Source organism: Microbacterium sp. NPDC055502 (assembly GCF_053643635.1).
In genome coordinates, this window is the sequence record NZ_JBSHKJ010000002.1 from 998,959 (window position 1) to 1,020,950 (window position 21,992).

General features: G+C 69.7%; 19 protein-coding genes. 5 read left to right on the forward strand and 14 right to left on the reverse strand.

Going from position 1 to position 21,992, the window contains the following annotated elements; all coding sequences use genetic code 11:
• Positions 1-5: 5 nt before the first annotated feature.
• The 5 genes from ACWH95_RS15870 to ACWH95_RS15890 form a co-directional block, all read right to left on the reverse strand.
• Positions 6-1,775 carry a peptidoglycan D,D-transpeptidase FtsI family protein gene (locus ACWH95_RS15870; protein ID WP_454120953.1) on the reverse strand — a complete coding sequence of 590 codons (1,770 nt, stop codon included), beginning with the start codon at positions 1,773-1,775 and terminating at the stop codon, positions 6-8.
• A gap of 24 nt (positions 1,776-1,799) precedes the next feature.
• On the reverse strand, positions 1,800-2,372 hold the full coding sequence (locus tag ACWH95_RS15875; protein WP_454120954.1) for a hypothetical protein: 573 nt from the start codon (positions 2,370-2,372) through the stop codon (positions 1,800-1,802).
• Positions 2,369-3,307 (reverse strand): 16S rRNA (cytosine(1402)-N(4))-methyltransferase RsmH, encoded by a 939-nt coding sequence (gene rsmH / locus ACWH95_RS15880; protein ID WP_454120955.1) that lies wholly within the window; start codon positions 3,305-3,307, stop codon positions 2,369-2,371. The genes ACWH95_RS15875 and rsmH overlap by 4 nt, the downstream gene beginning before the upstream one ends.
• A gap of 103 nt (positions 3,308-3,410) precedes the next feature.
• The gene (gene mraZ, locus ACWH95_RS15885) at positions 3,411-3,842 is read right to left on the reverse strand and encodes a division/cell wall cluster transcriptional repressor MraZ (protein ID WP_136031306.1); all 432 of its coding nucleotides are present in this window, start codon (positions 3,840-3,842) and stop codon (positions 3,411-3,413) included.
• Between the two features lie 254 nt (positions 3,843-4,096).
• Complete coding sequence (locus ACWH95_RS15890) at positions 4,097-4,471, reverse strand: DUF3040 domain-containing protein (protein WP_136031304.1); 375 nt, start codon at positions 4,469-4,471, stop codon at positions 4,097-4,099.
• Between the two features lie 96 nt (positions 4,472-4,567).
• Between ACWH95_RS15890 and ACWH95_RS15895 the strand changes: the two genes are divergently transcribed.
• Positions 4,568-5,656, forward strand: coding sequence for a polyprenyl synthetase family protein (locus tag ACWH95_RS15895; RefSeq protein ID WP_454120956.1), 1,089 nt, complete (start codon positions 4,568-4,570; stop codon positions 5,654-5,656).
• 7 nt (positions 5,657-5,663) lie between these two features.
• On the opposite strand, the gene ACWH95_RS15900 is transcribed toward ACWH95_RS15895, so the two are convergent.
• On the reverse strand, positions 5,664-6,032 hold the full coding sequence (locus ACWH95_RS15900) for an Rv2175c family DNA-binding protein (RefSeq protein ID WP_205812765.1): 369 nt from the start codon (positions 6,030-6,032) through the stop codon (positions 5,664-5,666).
• Between the two features lie 121 nt (positions 6,033-6,153).
• Here ACWH95_RS15900 and ACWH95_RS15905 point away from each other — a divergent pair, with 121 nt between their 5' ends.
• Together ACWH95_RS15905 and pknB are read left to right on the forward strand one after the other, a co-directional pair.
• On the forward strand, positions 6,154-7,350 hold the full coding sequence (locus ACWH95_RS15905) for a LysM peptidoglycan-binding domain-containing protein (RefSeq protein WP_454120957.1): 1,197 nt from the start codon (positions 6,154-6,156) through the stop codon (positions 7,348-7,350).
• Between the two features lie 74 nt (positions 7,351-7,424).
• Positions 7,425-9,380, forward strand: a complete 1,956-nt coding sequence (gene pknB, locus ACWH95_RS15910) for a Stk1 family PASTA domain-containing Ser/Thr kinase (RefSeq protein ID WP_454120958.1) — start codon at positions 7,425-7,427, stop codon at positions 9,378-9,380.
• A 64-nt stretch (positions 9,381-9,444) separates the two neighbouring features.
• Here pknB and ACWH95_RS15915 read toward each other — a convergent pair whose 3' ends face one another.
• Together ACWH95_RS15915 and ACWH95_RS15920 are read right to left on the reverse strand one after the other, a co-directional pair.
• A complete protein-coding gene (locus ACWH95_RS15915) occupies positions 9,445-10,785 on the reverse strand; it encodes a class II 3-deoxy-7-phosphoheptulonate synthase (RefSeq protein ID WP_136031294.1) in 1,341 nt (446 codons plus the stop codon).
• Between the two features lie 47 nt (positions 10,786-10,832).
• Positions 10,833-11,522 (reverse strand): lysophospholipid acyltransferase family protein, encoded by a 690-nt coding sequence (locus ACWH95_RS15920; RefSeq protein WP_136037280.1) that lies wholly within the window; start codon positions 11,520-11,522, stop codon positions 10,833-10,835.
• Between the two features lie 147 nt (positions 11,523-11,669).
• Here ACWH95_RS15920 and ACWH95_RS15925 point away from each other — a divergent pair, with 147 nt between their 5' ends.
• Positions 11,670-13,502 (forward strand): AMP-dependent synthetase/ligase, encoded by a 1,833-nt coding sequence (locus ACWH95_RS15925; RefSeq protein ID WP_136031289.1) that lies wholly within the window; start codon positions 11,670-11,672, stop codon positions 13,500-13,502.
• 54 nt (positions 13,503-13,556) lie between these two features.
• Here ACWH95_RS15925 and def read toward each other — a convergent pair whose 3' ends face one another.
• From def to ACWH95_RS15940, 3 genes are all read right to left on the reverse strand, one after another.
• Complete coding sequence (gene def, locus ACWH95_RS15930; protein ID WP_136045638.1) at positions 13,557-14,048, reverse strand: peptide deformylase; 492 nt, start codon at positions 14,046-14,048, stop codon at positions 13,557-13,559.
• Positions 14,048-15,697: a MinD/ParA family ATP-binding protein gene (locus ACWH95_RS15935; protein ID WP_454120959.1), complete on the reverse strand. Its 1,650-nt coding sequence runs from the start codon at positions 15,695-15,697 to the stop codon at positions 14,048-14,050. The genes def and ACWH95_RS15935 overlap by 1 nt, the downstream gene beginning before the upstream one ends.
• 66 nt (positions 15,698-15,763) lie before the next feature.
• Positions 15,764-19,171, reverse strand: coding sequence for a pyruvate carboxylase (locus ACWH95_RS15940; protein WP_136037277.1), 3,408 nt, complete (start codon positions 19,169-19,171; stop codon positions 15,764-15,766).
• Between the two features lie 93 nt (positions 19,172-19,264).
• Between ACWH95_RS15940 and ACWH95_RS15945 the strand changes: the two genes are divergently transcribed.
• A complete protein-coding gene (locus ACWH95_RS15945; protein ID WP_136031283.1) occupies positions 19,265-20,077 on the forward strand; it encodes a ParA family protein in 813 nt (270 codons plus the stop codon).
• A gap of 72 nt (positions 20,078-20,149) precedes the next feature.
• Here ACWH95_RS15945 and ACWH95_RS15950 read toward each other — a convergent pair whose 3' ends face one another.
• The 3 genes from ACWH95_RS15950 to ACWH95_RS15960 all read right to left on the reverse strand — a co-directional run bounded on the left by ACWH95_RS15950 (position 20,150) and on the right by ACWH95_RS15960 (position 21,966).
• Entirely contained in the window at positions 20,150-20,695 is a 546-nt protein-coding gene (locus ACWH95_RS15950) for a MerR family transcriptional regulator (protein WP_136031281.1), read from the reverse strand.
• Between the two features lie 99 nt (positions 20,696-20,794).
• Positions 20,795-21,481 carry a transcriptional regulator FtsR gene (gene ftsR / locus ACWH95_RS15955; protein ID WP_136031278.1) on the reverse strand — a complete coding sequence of 229 codons (687 nt, stop codon included), beginning with the start codon at positions 21,479-21,481 and terminating at the stop codon, positions 20,795-20,797.
• Positions 21,481-21,966, reverse strand: coding sequence for an FHA domain-containing protein (locus ACWH95_RS15960; protein WP_136031276.1), 486 nt, complete (start codon positions 21,964-21,966; stop codon positions 21,481-21,483). The genes ftsR and ACWH95_RS15960 overlap by 1 nt, the downstream gene beginning before the upstream one ends.
• Positions 21,967-21,992 lie beyond the last annotated feature (26 nt).

Consider the following 21,992-nt stretch of genomic DNA (forward strand, 5'->3'; position numbering starts at 1 on the left):
GCCGACTATCCGAACTTGGGGAGGAGCGCGTCCATCGGGACAGAGGACGGCATCACGCGATAGGTCTTCATCACCTGCGTCATCGCCTTCTGGAAGGCGGATGCGGTGGCCGCGGACGATACAACCTTAGTCGGCTCGTCGAGAGTGACCACGACGACGTACTGCGGATCGTCGACCGGAGCGAAGCCCACCATGCTCGTGTAGTACACGCCGGCCTTGTATCCGCCGTTGCCGTCGGAGACCTGTGCGGTACCCGTCTTGCTCGTCACGCGGTAGCCGGGAACCTGGATGCGATCGGCGTTGCCGCCCTGGACGGCGACGTTCTCGAGCATGCGGGTGAGGTCGGCCGCGGTCTGCGGTGCGACGATCTGCTCGTGCTCGGGCTTCTTCACCTCGGAGACCGTGCCGTCCGCACCGGTGCAGGACTCGACCAGCGACAGGTCGATCTTCTCGCCGCCGTTCGCGATCGCCTGGTATGCGCCGGCGAGCTGCGGCGCGGTGACCGTGAAGTACTGGCCGAACGTGGTCGTGTACAGCGACTGGCTGTCCCAGTCGGAGACGGGGTGCAGCAGGCCGGACACCTCGGACGGGAAGTCGAGCGTCTTCTGGCCGACGCCGAACCGCTGCAGGTAGTCGTAGCGCACTTCGGGCGACACCATGGTGCCGAACTTGGACAGTGCGACGTTCGACGAGTCGATCAGGCCGCCCGCGAGCGTGTAGTTGTAGGCCGGGTGTGAGAAGGCGTCGTTGATGACGGCACCGTTCGGGAACGTCTCGCGCGACGAGGCGGTCACCGTGCTCAGGGGCGTGAGACCCGCGCCCTCGATCGCGGCCGCGGCGGTGATCGCCTTGAACGTGGATCCCGGCTCGAAGTCTCGGTGGAAGATCTGGCTGTAGCGCGTCTCGGGCGTGGAGGAGTCGAGGTCGTTGGGGTCCATCGCCGGCCACTCGGCCGCAGCGCGGATCTTGCCCGTCGCCACCTCGACGACCGTCACGGTGCCGCCCTTGGCGCCCTGCTTCTGCGCCTCCTCGCCGATCATCTGCTGGAGGTACCACTGCAGGTCGCTGTTGATCGTGAGCTGCACGGTGCCGCCGTCCACGGCGTCGACGACCTTCTCGCTGCCCGGGATGACGACGCCGTCCTTGCCCTTGCGGTACGTCTCCTCACCGTCGACCGGCGCGAGGCACGTCTCCTCGAGCTGCTCGACGCCGGCCTTCGCCTCCGCCGTGTTGTCGAGGAAGCCGAGGATGTTCCCGGCGACCGCACCGTTCGGGTAGACCCGCGTCTCCCGCGGCTTGAGCGACAGGTAGGAGCCGATGCCGAGGTCGCGCAGGGCGATGTACTGCTCAGTGTTCAGGCCCTTCTTGAGCGGCGCGTACTGGCTGTTCGGGTTCTCGGCGAGGGCGTTGGAGACCAGCGCCCGCACCTCCTCGCCGGTCTGACCGGTGATCGCGGCGATCTTGTCCGAGGCCTCGGCCCACGGCAGCTTCGGGTTCTTCTCCTCGACGAGCATGATCACCTGCGGGCTCAGCTGGGCGTCGTAGACCATGACGCTCGATGCGAGCACGGTGCCCCCGGAGTCGACGATCGAGCCGCGCTGGCCGGGGATGGCGGAACCCGCCCCGATGTGCTCGAGCGACTGCGAGACGTGCTCATCGGCGCTCACGACCTGGATGTCGACGAGGCGGACGACGAACGCCACCAGGACCGAGAGGATGACCGCCAGAGCGACGACAGTGCGTCGCCGCGGTCCGCGCGTGGCTCGTGTCGTCATGGGATCTCTCCGTGGTCGTTGCGATCAGTGGGTGGTGGGGCTGGGGAGGCCGTCGGTGATGGCCGGCGGAAGATCCTGCGCGGGCGGCGCGACGCCGTCCTCGCCCTGCGCGGTCTGCTCCGCGGGCGGTGCGTTCTCGGTGATCAGCACGTTCCCGACGGCCGCCGCGCCGTTCGGGTCGACGGTCGAGGTCCAGTCGGCTCCCGACCCCGTGCCGAAGACCGCGCCGTCGCTGAGCCGGAGGTACGAGGGGGAACCTGCGACGACCATCCCGAGGGCGGCCGCGCTGCTGGCGAGCACCTGCGGCGAGCTCAGGCCGGTGAGCTCCTCCTGCAGGGCGTGCGTGTGCAGATCCAGCTCCCGCTGCTGGGACGACAGTCCCGCGAGGGTGAACGAGTCCTGCGTGATCGCGAGGGACAGCCCGACCTGCGCCGCGCCGATGGCAAGGGCGCCGGCGAGGGCCACGAGCGCATAGGCCAGCTTCGGCTTGCGGCGGACCGCGGGGGTGGTGACCGGCTGCAGCCGCCGCTTCGGTGCGCGCTGCGGCGCCTCGGAGGGCTGCGGACGGGCCGCCGTGCGTACTGCGTTCATGCTCATGCGCTCTCCCGCACCTTCTCAGCGGCGCGCAGGCGCACCGGGATCGCCCGCGGGTTGCGGGCGCGCTCTTCGTCGTCGGCGAGCTCCGCGCCCTTGGTCAGGATGCGGAAGCGGGGGGCGTGCTCCGGGAGCTCGACGGGCAGCCCCGCCGGGGCCGTGGACGCGGACGCGGACGCGAACGCCTGCTTGACCAGGCGGTCTTCCAGCGACTGGTACGACATCACGACGATGCGGCCGCCGACCGCGAGGGCGTCCATCGCGGCCGGGATCGCGTCGGCGAGCACGTTCAACTCCGCATTGACCTCGATCCTGAGCGCCTGGAACACCCGCTTGGCGGGGTGTCCAGCGCGCTGGGCGGCCGCGGGCGTGGCAGCGACGAGGATGTCGACGAGTTCGCCCGACCGCAGGATCGGGTGCTTCTGCCGTGCCTCGATGATGAATCGGGCGTAGCGGCCCGCGAGCTTCTCCTCGCCGTAGCGCTCGAAGATGCGCCGCAGGTTGCCCTCGCTGTAGGTCGCGATGACGTCGGCGGCGGTGACGCCCTTCGTCTGGTCCATCCGCATGTCCAGCGGAGCATCCTTGGCGTACGCGAAACCGCGCTCGGCCTCGTCGAGTTGCAGCGAGGAGACCCCGAGGTCGAACAGGATGCCCGCGGCGCCCTGAGCGTGCAGGCCGATCTCGTCGTAGACGGCGTGCACCAGGGTGAGGCGATCGCGGAACCGGGCGAGCCGCTCACCCGCGATCCGCAGCGCGTCGGTGTCGCGGTCGAGCCCGATCAGGCGGATGCCGGGGAACCGCTCCAGCAGCGCCTCGGAGTGGCCGCCCATTCCGAGGGTCGCGTCGACCAGGACGGCGCCGTCCTCCTGCAGGGCGGGCGCGAGCAGCTCGACGCAGCGGTCGAGCAGGACGGGGGTGTGGATGTCGCGGAGGCTCATGATCTCTCTCGGGTCCGACCTTCGGCTCTGATCCCCCTCCGCTTCGCGACCCGGCACCGGGGAAGTGTGTCGGGGCGGGAGCGGCGGGGCATCACAGCCGTGGTCAGAACAGTCCCGGAATCACCTCCTGCTCCAGTTCGGCGTAGGACTCCTCACCAGCGGCGAGGTAGGCGTTCCAGCTCTCGGCGTCCCAGATCTCGGCGTGAGCACCGACTCCGGTCACGATGAGCTCCTTCTGAAGACCGGCGTACTGACGCAGGTGGGCGGGGATGGTGATGCGGTTCTGGCTGTCGGGCATCTCCGCGCTTGCTCCGGAGAGGAACAGGCGCATGAAGTCACGTGCCTGCTTGTTCGCGAGCGGCGCCTGACGGATCCGCTCGTGCATCGCCTCGAACTCGGCCGTGCTGAAGACGTAGAGGCAGCGCTCCTGACCGCGGGTGACGACGATGCCGCCACCCAGGTCCTCGCGGAACTTCGCGGGAAGGATGACCCGTCCCTTGTCGTCCAGCTTCGGTGAGTGCGTGCCCAGCAGCATCGGCCTTCACCCCCTCTCCGTCCGGCCAACTCGAGGTGCGCCCCACTTTACTCCACTTTGCTCCACTTTCCTATGACGAATGCCCGTAGATTCTGCCCGAAGGGCTCCGGGCGCGCCAGAGAACCGCGTGATTACGCGGTGGAGCGGGGTGGAGCGTCAGTGGAGGGCCGTGGAGGCCCGGTGGAGGAAAGAGTCCACACACGGAAAAAGCCCGGATGCAGAGCATCCGGGCTTCTCAGAGAAGGTGAGGCGGGTCACCGTCCGTCTTGGCGGCGATCCCAGCGATCGTTCATGCGATCCATGAAGGAGGAGGAGTCCTGTCGCTTCGCGGTCGAGCGCTGACGCGGCTCGGCCGGCGCCGAGCGACGCACGGGGGTGACCGCGAGCATGACGCCGGCAAGCATGGCCGCGAACCCGATGACCCCGACGACCACACCCCAGACATCGCCGAGGATGACACCGACGACGAGACCGCCGACGCCCGCGAGCAGCAGGAGCGCCCCGTAGACGAGGTTGCGATAGCTGAGTGCGCGGTCACCGGACGGCGCGCTCACCACATCGGCGTCATTGTGAAGGAGATGGCGTTCCATCTCGTCGAGCAGACGTTGCTCCTGTTCGGAGAGTGGCATCTCGTCCCCCTCGGGTATGGTGCACTCCAGTCTACGCTCGACGGGCGTCCGGGGCCAGCGTCAGGCCCCTCCCTTCCTTTACGTATGCTGGGAGTCGTGCCGTCAGCCTCTCCCGTCCCCGACGCCGTCGCCGCCCGACTGGACGGCTTCCTCGCACGCATGCGGGAGGAGTCATCGGCCTACGGGCCGGATGCGGGCGCGTTCCTCGACATGGCGGCGAGCACGCTAGCGGGTGGCAAGCGACTGCGCGCCCGCTTCTGTCATGCCGGGTGGCGTGCCGCCGCCCGTTTCCACGAGCGCACGGCCACCGAGGACGACCGCCTGTGGGATCTGTGCGCGGCCCTCGAGATCTTCCAATCCGCCGCCCTCGTGCACGACGACCTGATCGACAATTCCGACACCAGGCGCGGTCGCCCCGCGGCCCATCGCGCCCTCGAGGCGTCGCACCGCGGCGCCCGCTGGAGCGGAGACGCGGAGGCTTTCGGTCGCGCGGCGGCCGTTCTGCTCGGCGACCTCCTGGTGGCGTGGAGCGACGACCTGCTCGAAGCCGCCCTCGACGGCCATCCGCACGCGAGCGCCGTGCGCGCGGAGTACGCCCGCATGCGACGCGATGTGACCACGGGCCAGTTCCTGGACATCGCAGAGGAGTCCGCCTGGAGCGTCAATCCGGCGGAGGAGCACGCGGAACGCGCGTTGCGCATCGCCTCGCTCAAGTCGGCCAGGTACAGCATCGAGCAGCCGCTCGTCCTCGGTGCCGCCTTCGCCGGCGCAGACCACGAGCAGCTCGCAGCGCTGCGACGCTTCGGTCACCCGGTCGGGATGGCGTTCCAACTCCGAGACGACGTGCTGGGCGTCTTCGGCGACAGCACCGTGACGGGCAAGCCGGCCGGCGACGATCTGCGAGAGGGCAAGCGGACGGTTCTGGTCGCGCTGACCCGCGAGGCGCTCGACGCGCCCGCACGCACCATCCTCGATGAGCTGCTCGGCGACCCGGCGCTGAGTACGCAGCAGGTGGCCGCTCTGCAGTCGACCATCGCGGACTCCGGCGCGCTCGCACGGGTGGAAGACATGATCTCCGCCTACGCCCGCGAGGCGGACAGGGCGCTGACCGGAGCTCCGCTCGACAACGCCGCCGTGGGCGAGCTCCGCGACCTCGGGCGAGCCGCGACGGTGCGCTCTGCCTGAAGCCCGCTCAGGCCAGGGTGCGCGCGAGTCGGCGGACCTCGCTCTTGTGGCCGGCGAGCAGCGACGCGATGGGCGAACGGCCGAGGCTCTCCTCCTCCGCCAGAAGCCAGTCGATGAGCTCGTCATCGCTGAAGCCCGCATCCTGCAGCACGATGACCGTGCCGCGCAGCGAACTCAGCGGGTGCCCGTCGACGATGAACACGGACGGCACGGCGAAGACACCGGTACGACGCGATCCGACCAGGTGATGGTCGTCGATCAGTCGGCGCACGCGTCCCAGCGGCTCACCGAGGACCTCGACGAGGTCGGGCAGCGTCAACCACTCGACGGGGGCGGCTTCGGGTGAGGCGGCAACGTTCTCAGACACGATGCCCACTATCTCACCTCGGCGTCCCTGACGCATTTCAGCACTCCCGTCACACTGTTCACATGTGTCACTTCTGTTGACATCTCTATACATCCGTGTCAGCGTGAAGTGCTCGAAAAGGGGGCCCGTCGTGAACCTTCAGACCGCTGCTCGCCGCGCTCGAACCCTGCAGCTGGGGCTGCCCGCCGCGATCGCCGGCGCTCTCGCCGCAACGCTGACAGCCGCGCCGGCCGTCGCCGTGACCGACGCCTCGGTCGCGCCGCTCGAACGGCAGCGCACCGCTCCCCCGCGCGGCGTGCCCGCCCAGGTGGCGCCGGCGACCTATGTCGTCCAGCCGGGCGACACCGTGGCGGCGATCGCCGGTCGCTTCGGGCTGCGCACGGCCGATGTCCTGACCTGGAACGGCCTGTCCTGGCGCTCCGTGATCTACCCGGGGCAGACGCTCGTGCTCCATCCTGCCGCTGCTCCGGCGCCTGCTCCGGCACCGGCGCCCGCACCGGCCGCCACCACCGTGCACGCCGTCGTCGCGGGAGACACGGTCTACGCCATCGCGCAGCGCTACGGCACGAGCGTCGATGCGGTCCTGTCCGCGAACGGGCTCACCCGCGCCTCGATCATCTACCCGGGGCAGAGCCTCGCCATCGGCGCGCCCGCGGCTGCGCCCGCCGCGGCACCCGCTCCGGCTCCGGCTCCGGCGCCCGCTCCCGCGGCGACGACGCACACGGTCGCTGCCGGTGACACGCTGTACGGGATCGCCCAGTCCTACGGCACGACGACGCAGGCTCTCTTCGCACTGAACGGTCTCGGGCCGTCGTCGATCATCTACCCCGGGCAGACGATCGCCGTGCAGGCGGCCGCCGCTCCTGCGCCGGCCACAGCCCCGGCGGCCGCTCCCGCACCGGGAGGTCAGCTCAGCGCCGCTCTCACCGCGGAGCAGGCCGGCACCGCCGCCCTCATCATCCGCATCGGTCGCGAGCTCGGCGTGTCCGATCGCGCCATCGCGACGGCGCTCGCGACCGGCATGGTCGAGTCCGGGCTGCGCAACCTGGACTGGGGCGACCGGGATTCGCTCGGCATCTTCCAGCAGCGCCCGAGCACCGGGTGGGGCACGCCGGAGCAGATCATGGACGCCGACCGCAGCACCCGCGTGTTCTATGGCGGCCCGAGCGATCCGAACGGCACGGTCACCCGAGGCCTGCTCGACATCCCCGGGTGGGAGAGCCTGTCGTTCACCGCGGCAGCGCAGGCCGTGCAGATCTCCGCCTACCCCGACAAGTACGGGCAGTGGGAGACTCAGGCCTACGCCTGGCTCGCGCTGTACGGCTGAGATGTCCGGGGAATACGGGGTCCAGGGGTGAGGCGCTCCCGGGGCTTTCAGGCAATCCTCCCTAGAATTCTGACGTGACGACCAATCAGCAGGCCGACCCCCTCATCGGGCGGCTCGTCGACGGTCGGTACCGAGTCCGAGCTCGAATCGCGCGCGGCGGGATGGCCACGGTATACGTCGCCACGGACCTCCGCCTCGAACGCCGCATCGCCCTCAAGGTCATGCACGCGCACCTCAGCGACGACTCCGCGTTCCAGAGCCGCTTCATCCAAGAGGCGCGCGCCGCGGCACGACTGGCCGATCCGCACGTCGTGAACGTCTTCGACCAGGGCCAGGACGGCGAGCTCGCCTACCTGGTGATGGAGTACCTGCCCGGCATCACCCTGCGCGAACTCCTCCGGGAGCAGAAACGCCTCACGGTCGCGCAGACCATCACGATCATGGACGCCGTGCTCGCCGGGCTCTCCGCGGCGCACCGTGCCGGGATCGTGCACCGCGACGTGAAGCCCGAGAACGTGCTGCTCGCCGAGGACGGCCGCATCAAGATCGGCGACTTCGGACTGGCCCGCGCGACGACCGCGAACACCGCGACCGGACAGCAGCTCCTCGGCACCATCGCCTACCTCGCGCCGGAGCTCGTCACCCGCGGAACGGCCGACGCACGCAGCGACATCTATGCGCTCGGCATCATGCTGTACGAGATGCTCGTGGGCGAGCAGCCCTACAAGGGCGAGCAGCCGATGCAGATCGCGTTCCAGCACGCCACGGAGTCGGTGCCGCGCCCCAGCGTGCGCAACCCCGCCGTTCCCGAGCAGCTGGACGAGCTCGTGCTGTGGGCGACCGAGAAGTCACCGGACGAGCGACCGGACGATGCGCAGCAGATGCTCGAGCGCCTTCGCGACATCGAGCGCGAGCTCGGCATCTCCCCCGCGGTGACCAGAGCGACCGTTCCCCCGCAGAGCGCCGCCGACTCGGGCGACCTGACCAAGGTGATGCCGGGCACGATGGTGATCCCCGACGCTGTCGCGCCCACCGCCGGCACGGTCGACAACGCCACGATCCTGCGGCGCCGTGCGTCCAAGCGCCGCGCCCGCGGAGCCTTCCTCCTGTCCCTCGTGCTGCTGCTGGCCGTGCTCGCCGGCGGCGTCGGCTGGTGGTTCGGCTCCGGCCCCGGCTCGCTCATCGCCGTACCCGCCGTCGCGGGTCAGACGTACGACCAGGCCGCCGCCGAGCTCACCGATGCCGGATTCGTGCCGACGCAGCGCGACGAGTTCTCGGTCGATGTCGACAAGGGCACCGTGATCGAGACCGATCCGGGCGAGGGCTCACGCCTCGACAAGGGGGCGACGGTCGCGGTCGTCGTCTCCGCCGGACCCGCGTCGCACGACATCGCCGCCGTGGCCGGGGTGCCTGCCGACGAGGTGCGCGCGGCCCTGGAGAGGGCGAACCTGGAGATCACCGACGACGAGGAGTACTTCACCGACGTCGCCGACGGCTCGGTCATCAACGTGCGCATCACCCCCCGCGCGGGTGGCGACGCCTACGGCTGCGACGAGGGCTGCACGGTCTTCGAGAAGGACACCGCCACCATCCAGATCTCGCGCGGCCCCGTGCCGGATGTGAGCGATATGACCGTGAGCCAGGCGACCGACGCCCTCACCAGCAAGGGCCTCAAGGTCAACGCCGAGAGCCAGTACCAGCCCAGCGACACGATCGGGAAGGACCGCGTCATCGGTATCGCCGAGCGTGGCGAGGAGGGGTCCTGGCGTCCGGGCGAGACCGTGCAGCTCATCGTCTCCCAGGGTCCGCCGCTGTTCGACGTCCCCGACGTGTCAGGGCTGTCCCGCGACGAGGCGACCAAGGCACTGCGTGACGCCGGCTTCAAGTGGGCGTACACGAGCGGCACCGGTCTCCCGGACTCGGTGTGGGATCTGCTGGCCAATCAGAACACGCGCGTCGAGTCCTACAGTCCGACGGACCCGCAGCGGAAGGGCGCGACGATCACGCTCACGATGGGCTTCGCCGGCTGAGTCGGCGTATGACGAAGGGGCCGGAACGATGTTCCGGCCCCTTCGTCATGCAGTGTCCGCGGCGTCAGCGCTTCTCGAGCTCCTCGGCCACGAGGAACGCCAGCTCCAGGGACTGCATGTGGTTCAGGCGCGGGTCGCACAGGCTCTCGTAGCGCGTCGCGAGGGCGGCCTCGTCGATCTGCTCCGAGCCGCCGAGGCACTCGGTCACGTCGTCGCCCGTGAGCTCGACGTGGATGCCGCCCGGGAACGTGCCCACGGAGCGGTGCGCCTCGAAGAAGCCGCGCACCTCGTCGACCACGTCATCGAAGCGCCGCGTCTTGTATCCCGTGGGCGTCGTGATGCCGTTGCCGTGCATGGGGTCGGTGACCCACAGCGGCTGCGCGCCCGACTCGCGGACCGCCTCGAGCAGCGGAGGCAGCGCATCGCGGATCTTGCCGGCACCCATGCGCGTGATGAAGGTCAGTCGTCCGGGCTCGCGCTCGGGGTCGAGCTTGTCGATCAGCGCGAGAGCCGTCTCCGGCGTCGTCGTCGGGCCGAGCTTGACGCCGATCGGGTTGCGGATCTTCGAGAAGTAGTCGACGTGCGCGCCGTCGAGCTCGCGCGTGCGCTCACCGATCCACAGGAAGTGGGCGGACGTGTTGTATGGGGTGTCCGTGCGCGAGTCGATGCGCGTCATCGGCCGCTCGTAATCCATCAGGAGGCCCTCGTGGCCGGTGAAGAACTCGACGCGCTTCAGCTCGTCGAAGTCGGCGCCCGCAGCCTCCATGAACTTGATGGCCCGGTCGATCTCGGCGGCCATGCGCTCGTAGCGCTGGTTGGCCGGGTTCTGCGCGAACCCCTTGTTCCACGAGTGCACCTCGCGCAGATCGGCGAAACCACCCTGCGTGAACGCGCGGATCAGGTTCAGCGTCGACGCGGCCGTGTGGTAGCCCTGCAGCAGACGACCGGGGTCGGCCTGGCGCGAGCCCTCCGTGAAGTCGTAGCCGTTGACGATGTCGCCACGGTACGCCGGCAGGGTGACCTCGCCACGGGTCTCGGTGTCGCTCGAGCGCGGCTTGGCGAACTGCCCGGCCATGCGCCCCATCTTCACGATCGGCATCGACGCCCCGTAGGTGAGCACCACCGCCATCTGCAGCACCGTCTTGATGCGGTTGCGGATCTGCTCCGCGGTCGCACCCGCGAAGGTCTCGGCGCAGTCGCCGCCCTGGAGCAGGAAAGCCTGGCCGGAGGCGGCACGCGCGAGGCGGTCGCGAAGATTGTCGACCTCGCCCGCGAAGACCAGCGGAGGGAGAGCGGCGATCTGCCGGGAGACGTCGGCGACGCGGTCGGCGTCCGGCCACTGCGGCTGCTGCTTGATGGGAAGCGAGCGCCAGGCATCAAGGGCATCGATGTGGTGCGGGAGCATGCGTCAAGCCTACTGGTCGGCGACGGTGCCGAGATGCGCTGCGGAGGCTATGTGACGCGGGTGGGCAGGCGGTCCTTCACGGTCGAGGCGTAGACGTCTTCGTACTCCTGCTGACCCAGTCGCTGCAGCGCCACCATGATCTCGTCGGTGACGGAGCGCAGGATGTAGCGGTCGTTCTCCATGCCCGCGTAGCGAGAGAAGTCGAGGGGCTCGCCGATCACGATCCCGACCCGCATGATGCGGGGAATGCGTCGACCGATCGGCATCGCGGTGTCGGTGTCGACCATGATCACGGGGACCACGGGGACCTTCGCCTCGAGCGCCATCCGCGCGATGCCGGTGCGTCCGCGGTAGAGCTTGCCGTCGGGGCTGCGCGTCCCCTCCGGATAGATGCCGAGCAGCTCGCCGCCGCCGAGCACCTGCAGTCCCGTGTTGAGCGAAGCCTCCGAGGCCTTGCCGCCCGAGCGGTCGATGGGCAGCTGTCCTGTCGCCTTCATGAAGAACTTCGTCGACCAGCCCTTGAGGCCGCGACCGGTGAAGTAGTCGCTCTTGGCGAGGAACGACATCGGCCGATCGATCACGAGGGGAAGGAAGATGGAGTCGGCGAACGAGAGGTGGTTGCTGGCGAGGATCGCCGCACCGCTCGCGGGCACGTTCTTCCGGCCCACGATCCAGGGGCGGAACACCGCCTTGACCACGGGGCCGATCACGACGTACTTCATCAGCCAGTAGAACATCGAGGTGAAGTCTAGCGCCGCTCCGGTGTCCGCCCCAGCCCCGCTCGCACGGGCCGTACGCGACTCAGTTTCACCCTGAACGCGACCGGGTGCCATGCCCTAGACTCGGACCAACGCCCGTGCCCGACCGGTACCGAAGGAGCTGCCGTGGTCCAGTTTGAAGTCCCCGCGATCGTCCCCGCCGATCCCGACGCGAACGTCGCCGACCTTCTCGCGGAGCGCGTGCGCGCCACGCCCGACCGCCCCCTCTTCTCCGTCCCCCAGGGCGACGGGTGGCGCGACATCTCCGCCGCCGACTTCCAGACCGCGGTCATCGCCCTGGCGAAGGGCTTCGCGGCCGCCGGCATCCAGCCCGGCGAGAAGGTCGGCTTCCTCGCCAGGACGACCTACGAGTGGACGCTGGTCGACTTCGCCCTGTTCTACGCGGGCGCGGTGATGGTCCCCATCTACGAGACCAGCTCCCCCTCCCAGATCCAGTGGATCCTGGAGGACTCCGGTGCGATCGCGCTCATCGTCGAGTCTCCCGAGCACTTCGCACGCGTCGACGAGGTGCGCAGCGACCTCCCCCTGCTGCGCGAGGTCTGGCAGCTGCACCTCGGCGCGATCGACACCCTCACCGCGCAGGGAGCGTCCGTCTCCGACGAGGAGATCGACCGCCGCCGCAACCTCGCCGTCGCCTCGGACATCGCCACCCTCATCTACACCTCCGGCTCGACCGGGCGCCCCAAGGGGTGTGTGCTCACCCACAGCAACTTCGTCGAGCTGTCCCGCAACGCCGCGAAGGCGCTCGACGAGGTCGTGCAGACGCCCGGCTCCTCCACGCTGCTGTTCATCACCACCGCGCACGTGTTCGCACGCTTCATCTCGATCCTCAACATCCACGCCGGCGTGCGCACGGGTCATCAGCCGGACACGCGCCAGCTGCTGCCGGCACTCGGCTCGTTCAAGCCCACGTTCCTCCTCGCCGTCCCGCGCGTGTTCGAGAAGGTCTACAACTCGGCGGAGCAGAAGGCCGAAGCGGGCGGCAAGGGCAAGATCTTCCGCGCAGCCGCCGACGTCGCGATCGAGCACTCGCGCCTCCTCGAAGAGGGCAAAAAGATCCCGTTCGGCATGAAGCTCAAGTTCGCGCTCTTCAACAAGCTGGTCTACAGCAAGCTGCGCGAGGCCATGGGCGGCAACGTGGTCTACGCGGTGTCGGGCTCGGCTCCCCTCGGCGCCCGCCTCGGCCACTTCTTCCACAGCCTCGGCGTCGTCATCCTCGAGGGCTACGGCCTCACCGAGACCACGGCACCGGCCACCGTGAACCTCGCGGACAAGTCCAAGATCGGCACCGTCGGCCCCGCCCTTCCCGGCGTTGGCATCCGGCTCGCGGACGACGGCGAGATCGAGGTCCGCGGCATCAACGTCTTCAAGGAGTACTGGAACAACCCCGAGGCCACCGCCGAAGCCTTCAGCGAGGGCGGCTGGTTCCACACCGGCGACATCGGCAGCTTCGACTCCGAGGGCTTCCTCACCATCACCGGCCGGAAGAAGGAGATCATCGTCACCGCCGGCGGCAAGAACGTCGCACCCGCCGCACTCGAGGATCCCATCCGCGCGAACCCGATCGTCGGCCAGGTGGTCGTCGTCGGCGATCAGCGCCCGTTCATCTCCGCGCTCGTGACCCTCGACCCCGAGATGCTGCCCACCTGGCTCGCCAACAACGGACTGGACGAGAAGATGTCGCTCGCCGACGCCTCCACCAACCCGGCGGTGCGCGCCGAGGTGCAGCGCGCGGTGGACGCGGCCAACCAGCGGGTCTCGCGGGCCGAGTCGATCCGCAAGTTCACGATCCTCGACTCGGAGTGGACGGAGGCTTCCGGCCACCTCACCCCGAAGCTCTCCATCAAGCGCAACGTCATCATGAACGACTTCGCCGACGAGATCTCCGCGATCTACGACGAGCCGGTCGCCACCACCAACGTCGCCATCGGCGGCTGAGCGGCACCTCAGTCGCAGAAGGGCCCCGCCGCGGCGGGGCCCTTCTTCATGCGGCTAGAACCAGGAGCTCTCGCGCACCTGCCGCATCGCGACCTTGCGCGTCTCCGGGTCGAGCCGGGTGAGGAAGAGCTTGCCGTCGAGGTGGTCCGTCTCGTGCTGGAGCGCCTGGGCCAACAGCCCTTCGCCCTCGAGCACCACAGGCTGCCCGTCGAGATCGATGCCCTCGACCCTGGCCCACGGATGGCGCTGCGCGTCGTGCCACAAGCCCGGCACGGACAGGCACCCCTCCCCCGTGGGCTGGGGTTCCCCGCGGACCTCGGTCAGCACGGGATTGAGGACGTAGCCGATGTCGCCGTCGATGTTGTAGCTGAACGCCCGGACGGCGACGCCGATCTGGTTCGCGGCCACACCGGCCCGTCCGGGGAGCGCGACCGTGTCGACGAGGTCGGCCACCAGGGCGCGGACGCCGTCGTCGATCTCATCGATCGGAGCGCACACCGTTCGCAGGACCGGGTCGCCGAAGATGCGGATCTCGCGGACGGCCATCAGGCGGCCTTCGCCCGCAGGCCCTCGACGAGCAGGGCGGCGAGCTCCCGCGCGGCCGTACGGGTCTCCGGCTGCAGGTTCGCGAACACGATGCTCCCTCCGCCCGCGATCTGCGGGTCGTACGGGACCCGCACCACGCTGCGCACCCGGGTGGCGAAGTGGGCCTGCAGCTCGTTGAGGCGCACGAGCGGGCTGCCCGGCGTGGACTGGTTGAGCACCACGATCGCGTTGCGCGCCTGCTCGGTGTAGCCGTTGGTCTCCAGCCACGTGAGCGTCTCGGACGCGAGGCGTGCCTCGTCGACGCTGAGACCCGACACGATCACGAGCTGATCGGCGAGATCGAGCGTGGCCGACATCACCGAGTGCACGATGCCGGTGCCGGTGTCGGTGAGGACGAGCGAGTAGTAGTGCGCGGCGACCGCGGCGACATCGCGGTAGTCGGTGTCGCTGAAGGCCTCGGCCACGTGCGGGTCGGCGTCGGACGCGAGCACGTCGAGCCTGGTCGCGTCACGAGCCACGATCGCGGAGATGTCGTGGTAGCCGCGCACCTCGTCACGGATACGGACGAGATCGCGCACGGACTTGCCGTGCTGCGGACGGACGACCCGGTCGGCGAGGGTGCCGCGATCCGGGTTCGCGTCCACGGCGATCACGCGGTCCTCACGGGCATCGGCGAGAGCCATACCGAGAAGCGCGGTGATGGTGGTCTTGCCCACGCCGCCCTTGCGGGACAGCACGGGGATGAAGCGCGCACCGCCCGTCAGCGGCGCGCCGATGCGCGCCGTGAGCGCCTTGCGTTCGCGGGCCCGTCGGCTGTCACCGATGTTGATCCGTCGACCGGACACCGTATAGAGGAAGTGGCTCCAGCCGCCCTCCGGCTCGGGCTTGGTGACGTGGTGCGGGTCGAGCAGACGGTCGGCCGTCAGCAGATCGGCGGACTCACGCGCGGACTCGCTGAGCTCCCCGAGGCGCTTCGAGGCGAGGGTGACCTCGGCGGCGGGTGCGGGCTGCACCGGCGACGGGGTGACGGATCGGCTGTCGGACGTGGACATCCGTGGCTCCTTCCGGGGCGATGGACCTGGCGAGACGGAGGATGAAGAGGCAGCAGCCCCCGCATCCGCACCAGCCTTCGCGAGGAAGCGGGCGGCGGCCGCCTCCTCCTCGGCGTGCGGGGAGGAGACGTCGTCCGAGCCGGGCTCGTCGCCCGCAGACGAGTCGTCGAGCACGATCGCCTCCCGCACCGCATCGGTCTCGGACCCGGCGGGTCGCTGAGCCCCCTCGTCGATCGCGGCTTTCACGATCGGCTTCTCCGGCGCCGGGGCGGGCGGCGGCGTATCGGACGACACCGGCGATGCCGTCGTCGCCTCTTCCACCGGCGGAGTCACGGGCGTCGAGCTGATCGTGATCGCCGCAGCGGCGATCGGGACAGGGGCGCCCTCGACCGCGACGTCGTCGATGATGAGGTCGCCCACCACCTCGCCGTCCACGACACCGTCATCGACGAGGTCGTCGTCCTCCTCGATCGGCAGCGTCACCCGCACCTGGGCGGTCCCGCCGAGGATGCCGATGCCCGCCGTGTCGATCGACCCGGTGTCGTCCAGCACCCCCAGCGGATTCTCGTCGGGGTCGCCTGTCTTCTTCGTGGTCACGTGTCACTCCAAGCCTGTGCGGGGCCTCGGGTGCGCAACGCAGTGCGCGGCCTCGCCCGCACAAGATTAGTGCGACGGACGGATGACGACCAAAAGATCACCCGCGTCGACCTGCTGGGTCTCGGCGATGGCAAGCCGCTCGATCACGCCGTCGACGGGGGCGGTGATGGCCGCCTCCATCTTCATCGCCTCGATCGATGCCACCGGTTCCCCGGCCCTGACGGCCGCACCGACCTCGACCTTGAGCGTGACCACTCCGGAGAACGGCGCCGCGACCTGACCGGGGACGGACGTGTCGGCCTTCTCCACCTCGTGCGCGTCGACCGCCACGGAGCGGTCGCGGACGAACACCGGACGGAGCTGACCGTTCAGCGTCGTCATCACGGTGCGCATGCCTCTGTCGTCGGCGTCGCCGATCGCCTCGAGCCCGACGTACAGTTGCACACCGCGGTCGATCTCGATCAGGTGCTCCTGTCCGGGAACGAGCCCGTAGAGGTAGTCGCTCGTGTCGAGCACGGACAGATCGCCGAACAGCTCGCGGCGCTCACGGAATTCGGCGGTCGGCGCCGGGAACAGCAGCGTGTTCAGTCGCGAACGGCGCTGCTCGCTCGATCCGGCGAGATCCGCCTCGTCCTCGGCGGTGAGGGCCGTCAGCCCCGCACGCACCGATCGCCCGGCGAGCACCTTGGAACGGAACGGCTCGGGCCACCCGCCCGGCAGGTCACCGAGCTCGCCTGCCATGAAGCCGACGACGGAGTCCGGCACGTCGTACTTCTCCGGGTTCGCTTCGAAGTCGGCGGGATCGGCCTTCACCGCGGCGAGATGCAGAGCGAGATCTCCGACGACCTTCGAGGAGGGGGTCACCTTCGGCACGCGTCCGAGGATCCGGTCGGCGGCGGCGTACATGTCCTCGATGAGCTCGAAGTCGTCCGCCAGCCCCAGAGCCTTCGCCTGCTGTCGCAGGTTCGACAGCTGACCGCCCGGGATCTCGTGGTGGTAGACCCGCCCCGTGGGTCCCGGCAGCCCGGACTCGAACGGCGCATACTGCCGCCGCACGGCCTCCCAGTACGGCTCGAGGTCGGACACCGCCGCGAGCGACAGCCCGCTGTCGCGCTCGGTGTGCGCGAGCGCGGCCACCAGCGACGACAGCGACGGCTGGCTCGTGGTTCCCGACAGCGGTGCGGAAGCCGCATCGACCGCATCGACGCCCGCCGCGCTGGCCGCGAGGAGCGTCGCCAGCTGCCCGCCCGGGGTGTCGTGGGTGTGCAGGTGCACGGGGAGGTCGAACCGATCGCGCAGCGCCGTCACGAGCTTCGCCGCGGCCGCCGGTCGCAGCAGGCCCGCCATGTCCTTGATCGCGAGGATGTGGGCACCCGCGGCGACGATCTGATCCGCCAGGCCGAGGTAGTAGTCGAGGGTGTAGAGCTCCTCCGCCGGGTCGAGCAGGTCGCCGGTGTAGCACAGCGCGACCTCCGCGACGGCCGTGCCCGTGCTGCGTACCGCCTCGATCGCCGGACGCATCTGCTCGACGTCGTTCAGGGCGTCGAAGATGCGGAAGATGTCGACGCCGCTCGCCGCCGCCTCCGCCACGAACGCCTGTGTCACCGCGGTCGGGTACGGGGTGTAGCCGACCGTGTTGCGTCCTCGCAACAGCATCTGGATCGCCACGTTGGGCAGGGCGGCACGCAGCTTGTCGAGCCGCTCCCACGGGTCTTCGCCGAGGAACCGCAGCGCGACGTCGTAGGTCGCACCGCCCCAGGCCTCGACCGACAGCAGCTCGGGCGTGAGCCGGGCGAGGTAGGGCGCCGCGGCGACGAGGTCCTTCGTGCGCACCCGGGTGGCCAGCAGCGACTGGTGCGCATCACGGAAGGTGGTGTCGGTGATCGCGAGTGCCGTCTGGTCACGGAGGCTGCGGGCGAACCCCTCGGGGCCGAGGTCGAGCAGACGCTGTCTCGACCCGGACGGCGGCGTCGCGGCGAGGTCGATCACGGGGAGCTTCGTCACCGGGTCGACGACCCCGGGATGCGCGCCGTGCGGCTTGTTGACCGTGACGTCGACGAGCCAGTTGAGGATCTTGGTGCCACGGTCCTTCGACACGCGTCCGCGCAGGAGCTCGGGGCGCTCGTCGATGAAGGAGGTACTGACGTCGCCACGCACGAACGCGGCGTCGTCGAGCAGCGCCTGCAGGAACGGGATGTTGGTCGACACCCCGCGGATGCGGAACTCCGCGAGCGCGCGACGGGCACGGGCCACCGCCGCGGGGAAGTCGCGGCCGCGGCAGGTGAGCTTCGCCAGCATCGAGTCGAAGTGCGGACTGATCTGCGCGCCCTGGTGCACGGTTCCCCCGTCGAGCCGGATCCCCGCACCACCGGGCGAACGGTAGGTGGTGATCTTCCCGGTGTCGGGACGGAAGCCCTGCGTCGGGTCCTCCGTCGTGATGCGGCACTGGAGCGCCGCACCGCGCAGGTGCAGGTTCTCCTGTTGCAGACCGAGCTCGGCCAGGGTCTGGCCGGCGGCGATGCGCAGCTGGCTCTGCACGAGGTCGACGTCGGTGACCTCCTCCGTCACGGTGTGCTCGACCTGGATGCGCGGGTTCATCTCGATGAACACGACCTCCCCGGCCCGCTCCCCCGCGGTCTCCAGAAGGAACTCCACCGTGCCGGCGTTCTCATAGCCGATCGAGCGTGCGAAGGCCACGGCGTACCCGTGCAGAGCGTGCCGGACGTCGTCGTCGAGGTTCGGCGCGGGGGCGATCTCGACGACCTTCTGATGGCGTCGCTGCACCGAGCAGTCGCGCTCGAACAGATGCACGGTCTCGCCCGTCTTGTCCGCCAGGATCTGCACCTCGATGTGGCGTGGCCGCACGACGGCCTGCTCCAGGAACATGCGGGGGTCGCCGAAGGCACTGCCGGCCTCGCGCATCGCCTCGGCCAGCGCCGGAGCGAGGTCACCCAGGGTCTCGACGCGCCGCATGCCACGACCGCCGCCACCCGCGACCGCCTTGGCGAACAGCGGGAACCCGATGTCCTCCGCCTGCGCCACCAGGGCGTCGACGTCGTCGGAGGCCTCGGTCGATCGGAGCACCGGCACCCCGGCCTCGATCGCGTGGCGCTTGGCCTCGACCTTGTTGCCCGCCATCTCCAGGACCTTCGCGGGCGGCCCGATGAAGACGATGCCGTTCGCGGCAGCCTTCTCCGCCAGCTCCGGGTTCTCGGACAGGAAGCCGTAGCCGGGGTAGATCGCGTCGGCGCCCGACTCGCGGGCGACGCGGATGATCTCGTCGACGTCCAGGTACGCACGGACGGGGTGGCCGCGTTCACCGATCTCGTACGCCTCGTCGGCCTTCAGCCGGTGCACCGAACCGCGATCTTCATGAGGGAAGACCGCGACGGTGCGGGCCCCGACCTCCACTGCCGCTCGGAATGCCCGGATCGCGATCTCGCCGCGATTCGCCACAAGGATCTTCTGGAACATGCACACCTCTGAGAGCTCGATGCGCGGCGTCGACGCACGCGCATGGGCGGGGCTGAGTGTTCCCCCAGCCTAGGGGAAGGTAACGTGGTGTCCGTGCACGTACTCAGCGTCAGCTCTCTCAAGGGGGGCGTCGGCAAGACGACCGTGACACTCGGGCTGGCCTCCGCGGCTTTCGCTCGGGGCGTCCGGACGCTCGTCGTCGACCTCGATCCGCAGTCCGACGTCTCCACCGGGATGGACATCCAGGTCGCCGGGCGACTCAACGTCGCCGACGTCCTGGCCAACCCGAAGGAGAAGACCGTCCGTCAGGCGATCACCTCCAGCGGCTGGGCCAAGGTCCACCCCGGGACCATCGACGTGCTGATCGGCAGCCCGTCCGCCATCAACTTCGACGGACCGCACCCGAGCGTCCGCGACGTCTGGAAGCTCGAGGAGGCGCTGGCGGCCGTGGAGGCCGACTACGACCTCGTGCTCATCGACTGCGCCCCGTCGCTGAACGCGCTGACCCGCACCGCGTGGGCGGCGAGCGACCGCGTGATGGTGGTGACCGAGCCCGGGCTCTTCTCCGTGGCGGCGGCCGACCGCGCGCTGCGCGCCATCGAAGAGATCCGTCGCGGCCTGTCGCCTCGCCTCCAGCCGCTCGGCATCGTGGTGAATCGCGTGCGCCCGCAGTCCATCGAGCACCAGTTCCGCATCAAGGAGCTGCGCGACATGTTCGGTCCCCTCGTGCTCTCCCCCCAGCTGCCCGAGCGCACGTCGCTGCAGCAGGCGCAGGGCGCGGCGAAGCCGCTGCACATCTGGCCGGGCGACTCCGCACAGGAGCTTGCGGCCGACTTCGATCAGCTGCTCGACCGCATCATCCGCACCGGACGGATCCCCGTCCCGGAGAGCGGTCCGCAGAGCTGACACACGCACGAACGACGAAACGGCCATCCTCTTCGAGGGTGGCCGTTCTTCGTTGGCGTGCGGGGGCGCCGCTCAGGCGGTGCGCTTCGCCCGGCGTGCCGACAGTTCGTCGACGGGGTCCGGTGCGGTCGGGTCGAATGCGACCAGTGTCGACTCCACCTCGCGGAGCACCTTGCCGACGGCGATGCCGAACACGCCCTGCCCGCGACTGACCAGGTCGATGACCTCGTCGTTGGACGTGCAGAGGTAGACCGAGGCGCCGTCGCTCATGAGGGTGGTTCCCGCGAGGTCGCGGATACCGGCCCGGCGCAGCTCCTCCACCGCGGTGCGGATCTGCTGCAGGGAGATGCCGGTGTCGAGCAGGCTCTTGACGAGCTTGAGGACGAGGATGTCACGGAAGCCGTACAGACGCTGCGATCCGGAGCCACTGGCGCCACGGACGGTGGGCACGACGAGCTCGGTGCGGGCCCAGTAGTCGAGCTGGCGATACGTGATGCCGGCGGCGCGAGCGGCCACGGCGCCGCGGTAGCCGACCTCGTCATCCATGGCCGGGAGACCGTCGGTGAAGAGGAGTTCGGTCACGAACCGCGGGTCGCCTGCGAGCTCATCCGCATTCATCTGAAATCCTCCCTGGAACGGTTATCTCCACGGTAGAGCAGTGCCCCGGCACCGGCAACGACATCCGCGCGGGGCCGAAGGTGTGTCGCAATCAGTTCGTTACGAAAGGATGCGCGACAGCGCGTCCTTCACGAACAGCGCCCGCACGTCGTCGATCCGTGACGCGAGCTCCGGAGCCAGTTCGCTCGCTCGCGCGCGCGACGGCGCGTCCGTGCGTCGGAGCAGTGTCGACAGTGCCGACTCGATCAGCGACACCTCCCGCTCCGCCCCTTGGCGCAGCGAACGCAGGTGACGCGGCTCGATGCCGTGCCGGTCGAGCGCCACGAGTCCCCGCAGGAGCGCCACCGTGTTCTCCGGATAGGTCTCCTGCGCGGTGATGACGCCGGTGCTGATGGCGTCGTTGAGCAGCTGCGGCCCGGCGCCGGCGGCAGCGAGGAGCTCATCGCGGCGGTAGCGACGCGGCGCGGGTGAGATCGACGGCGGCGGGACGAGGGCAGCGGCATCGCCGGTCGCCTCGGCCTGATCGAGCTGCTCGCGGATCACGCTCAGTGGAAGGTAGTGGTCACGCTGGAGCGTGAGCCCGAGGCGCAGCCGCTCAATGTCGGCGGTGGAGAACTTGCGGTACCCCGACTCGGTGCGCGACGGGCGCACGATGCCCTGCACCTCGAGGAACCGCAGCTTGCTGGAGGTCAGGTCGGGGAACTCCGGCGTGAGGCGAGCGAGCACCTGACCGATACTCAGCAGGCCCGCGGACGACGAGCGTTCGCGGGCGGAAGTCGCCGCCATCAGGCGTTCGCCGCCGGACGATCGAGGGGCGAGGCGAAGAAGTTCAGCCGGAACTTGCCGACACGGAGCTCGGCGCCGTCGGTGAGCGTGCTGCGGTCGACGCGCTCCCCGTTCACGTAGGTGCCGTTGAGCGACCGCTGGTCGATGATCTCGAACGCGGCGCCGTTGCGCGTGATCTCCGCGTGCCGACGAGACACGGTCACGTCATCGAAGAAGATGTCGGCCTCGGGGTGGCGGCCGACGGTGGTCACGTCGGTGTCGAGCAGGTAGCGTGCCCCGGCCAGGGCGCCCGAACGGACCAGCAGCAAAGCCGAGCCGGAGGGCAGCGCCGAGATGGCCGACTGCTCGACATCTGTCAACTCCACGCCGAACGGCACGAACGACAGGTCGGAGTCGTGTCCGAACGTCTGCGTCACATCGTGCTTCTGGTCGCCGGAGCGATGGATGGCGGCTTCACCGGCCGGTCGGCTGTCGCTGTCTGTCACTGTGCCCTCCTGACTGTCCAGACTAA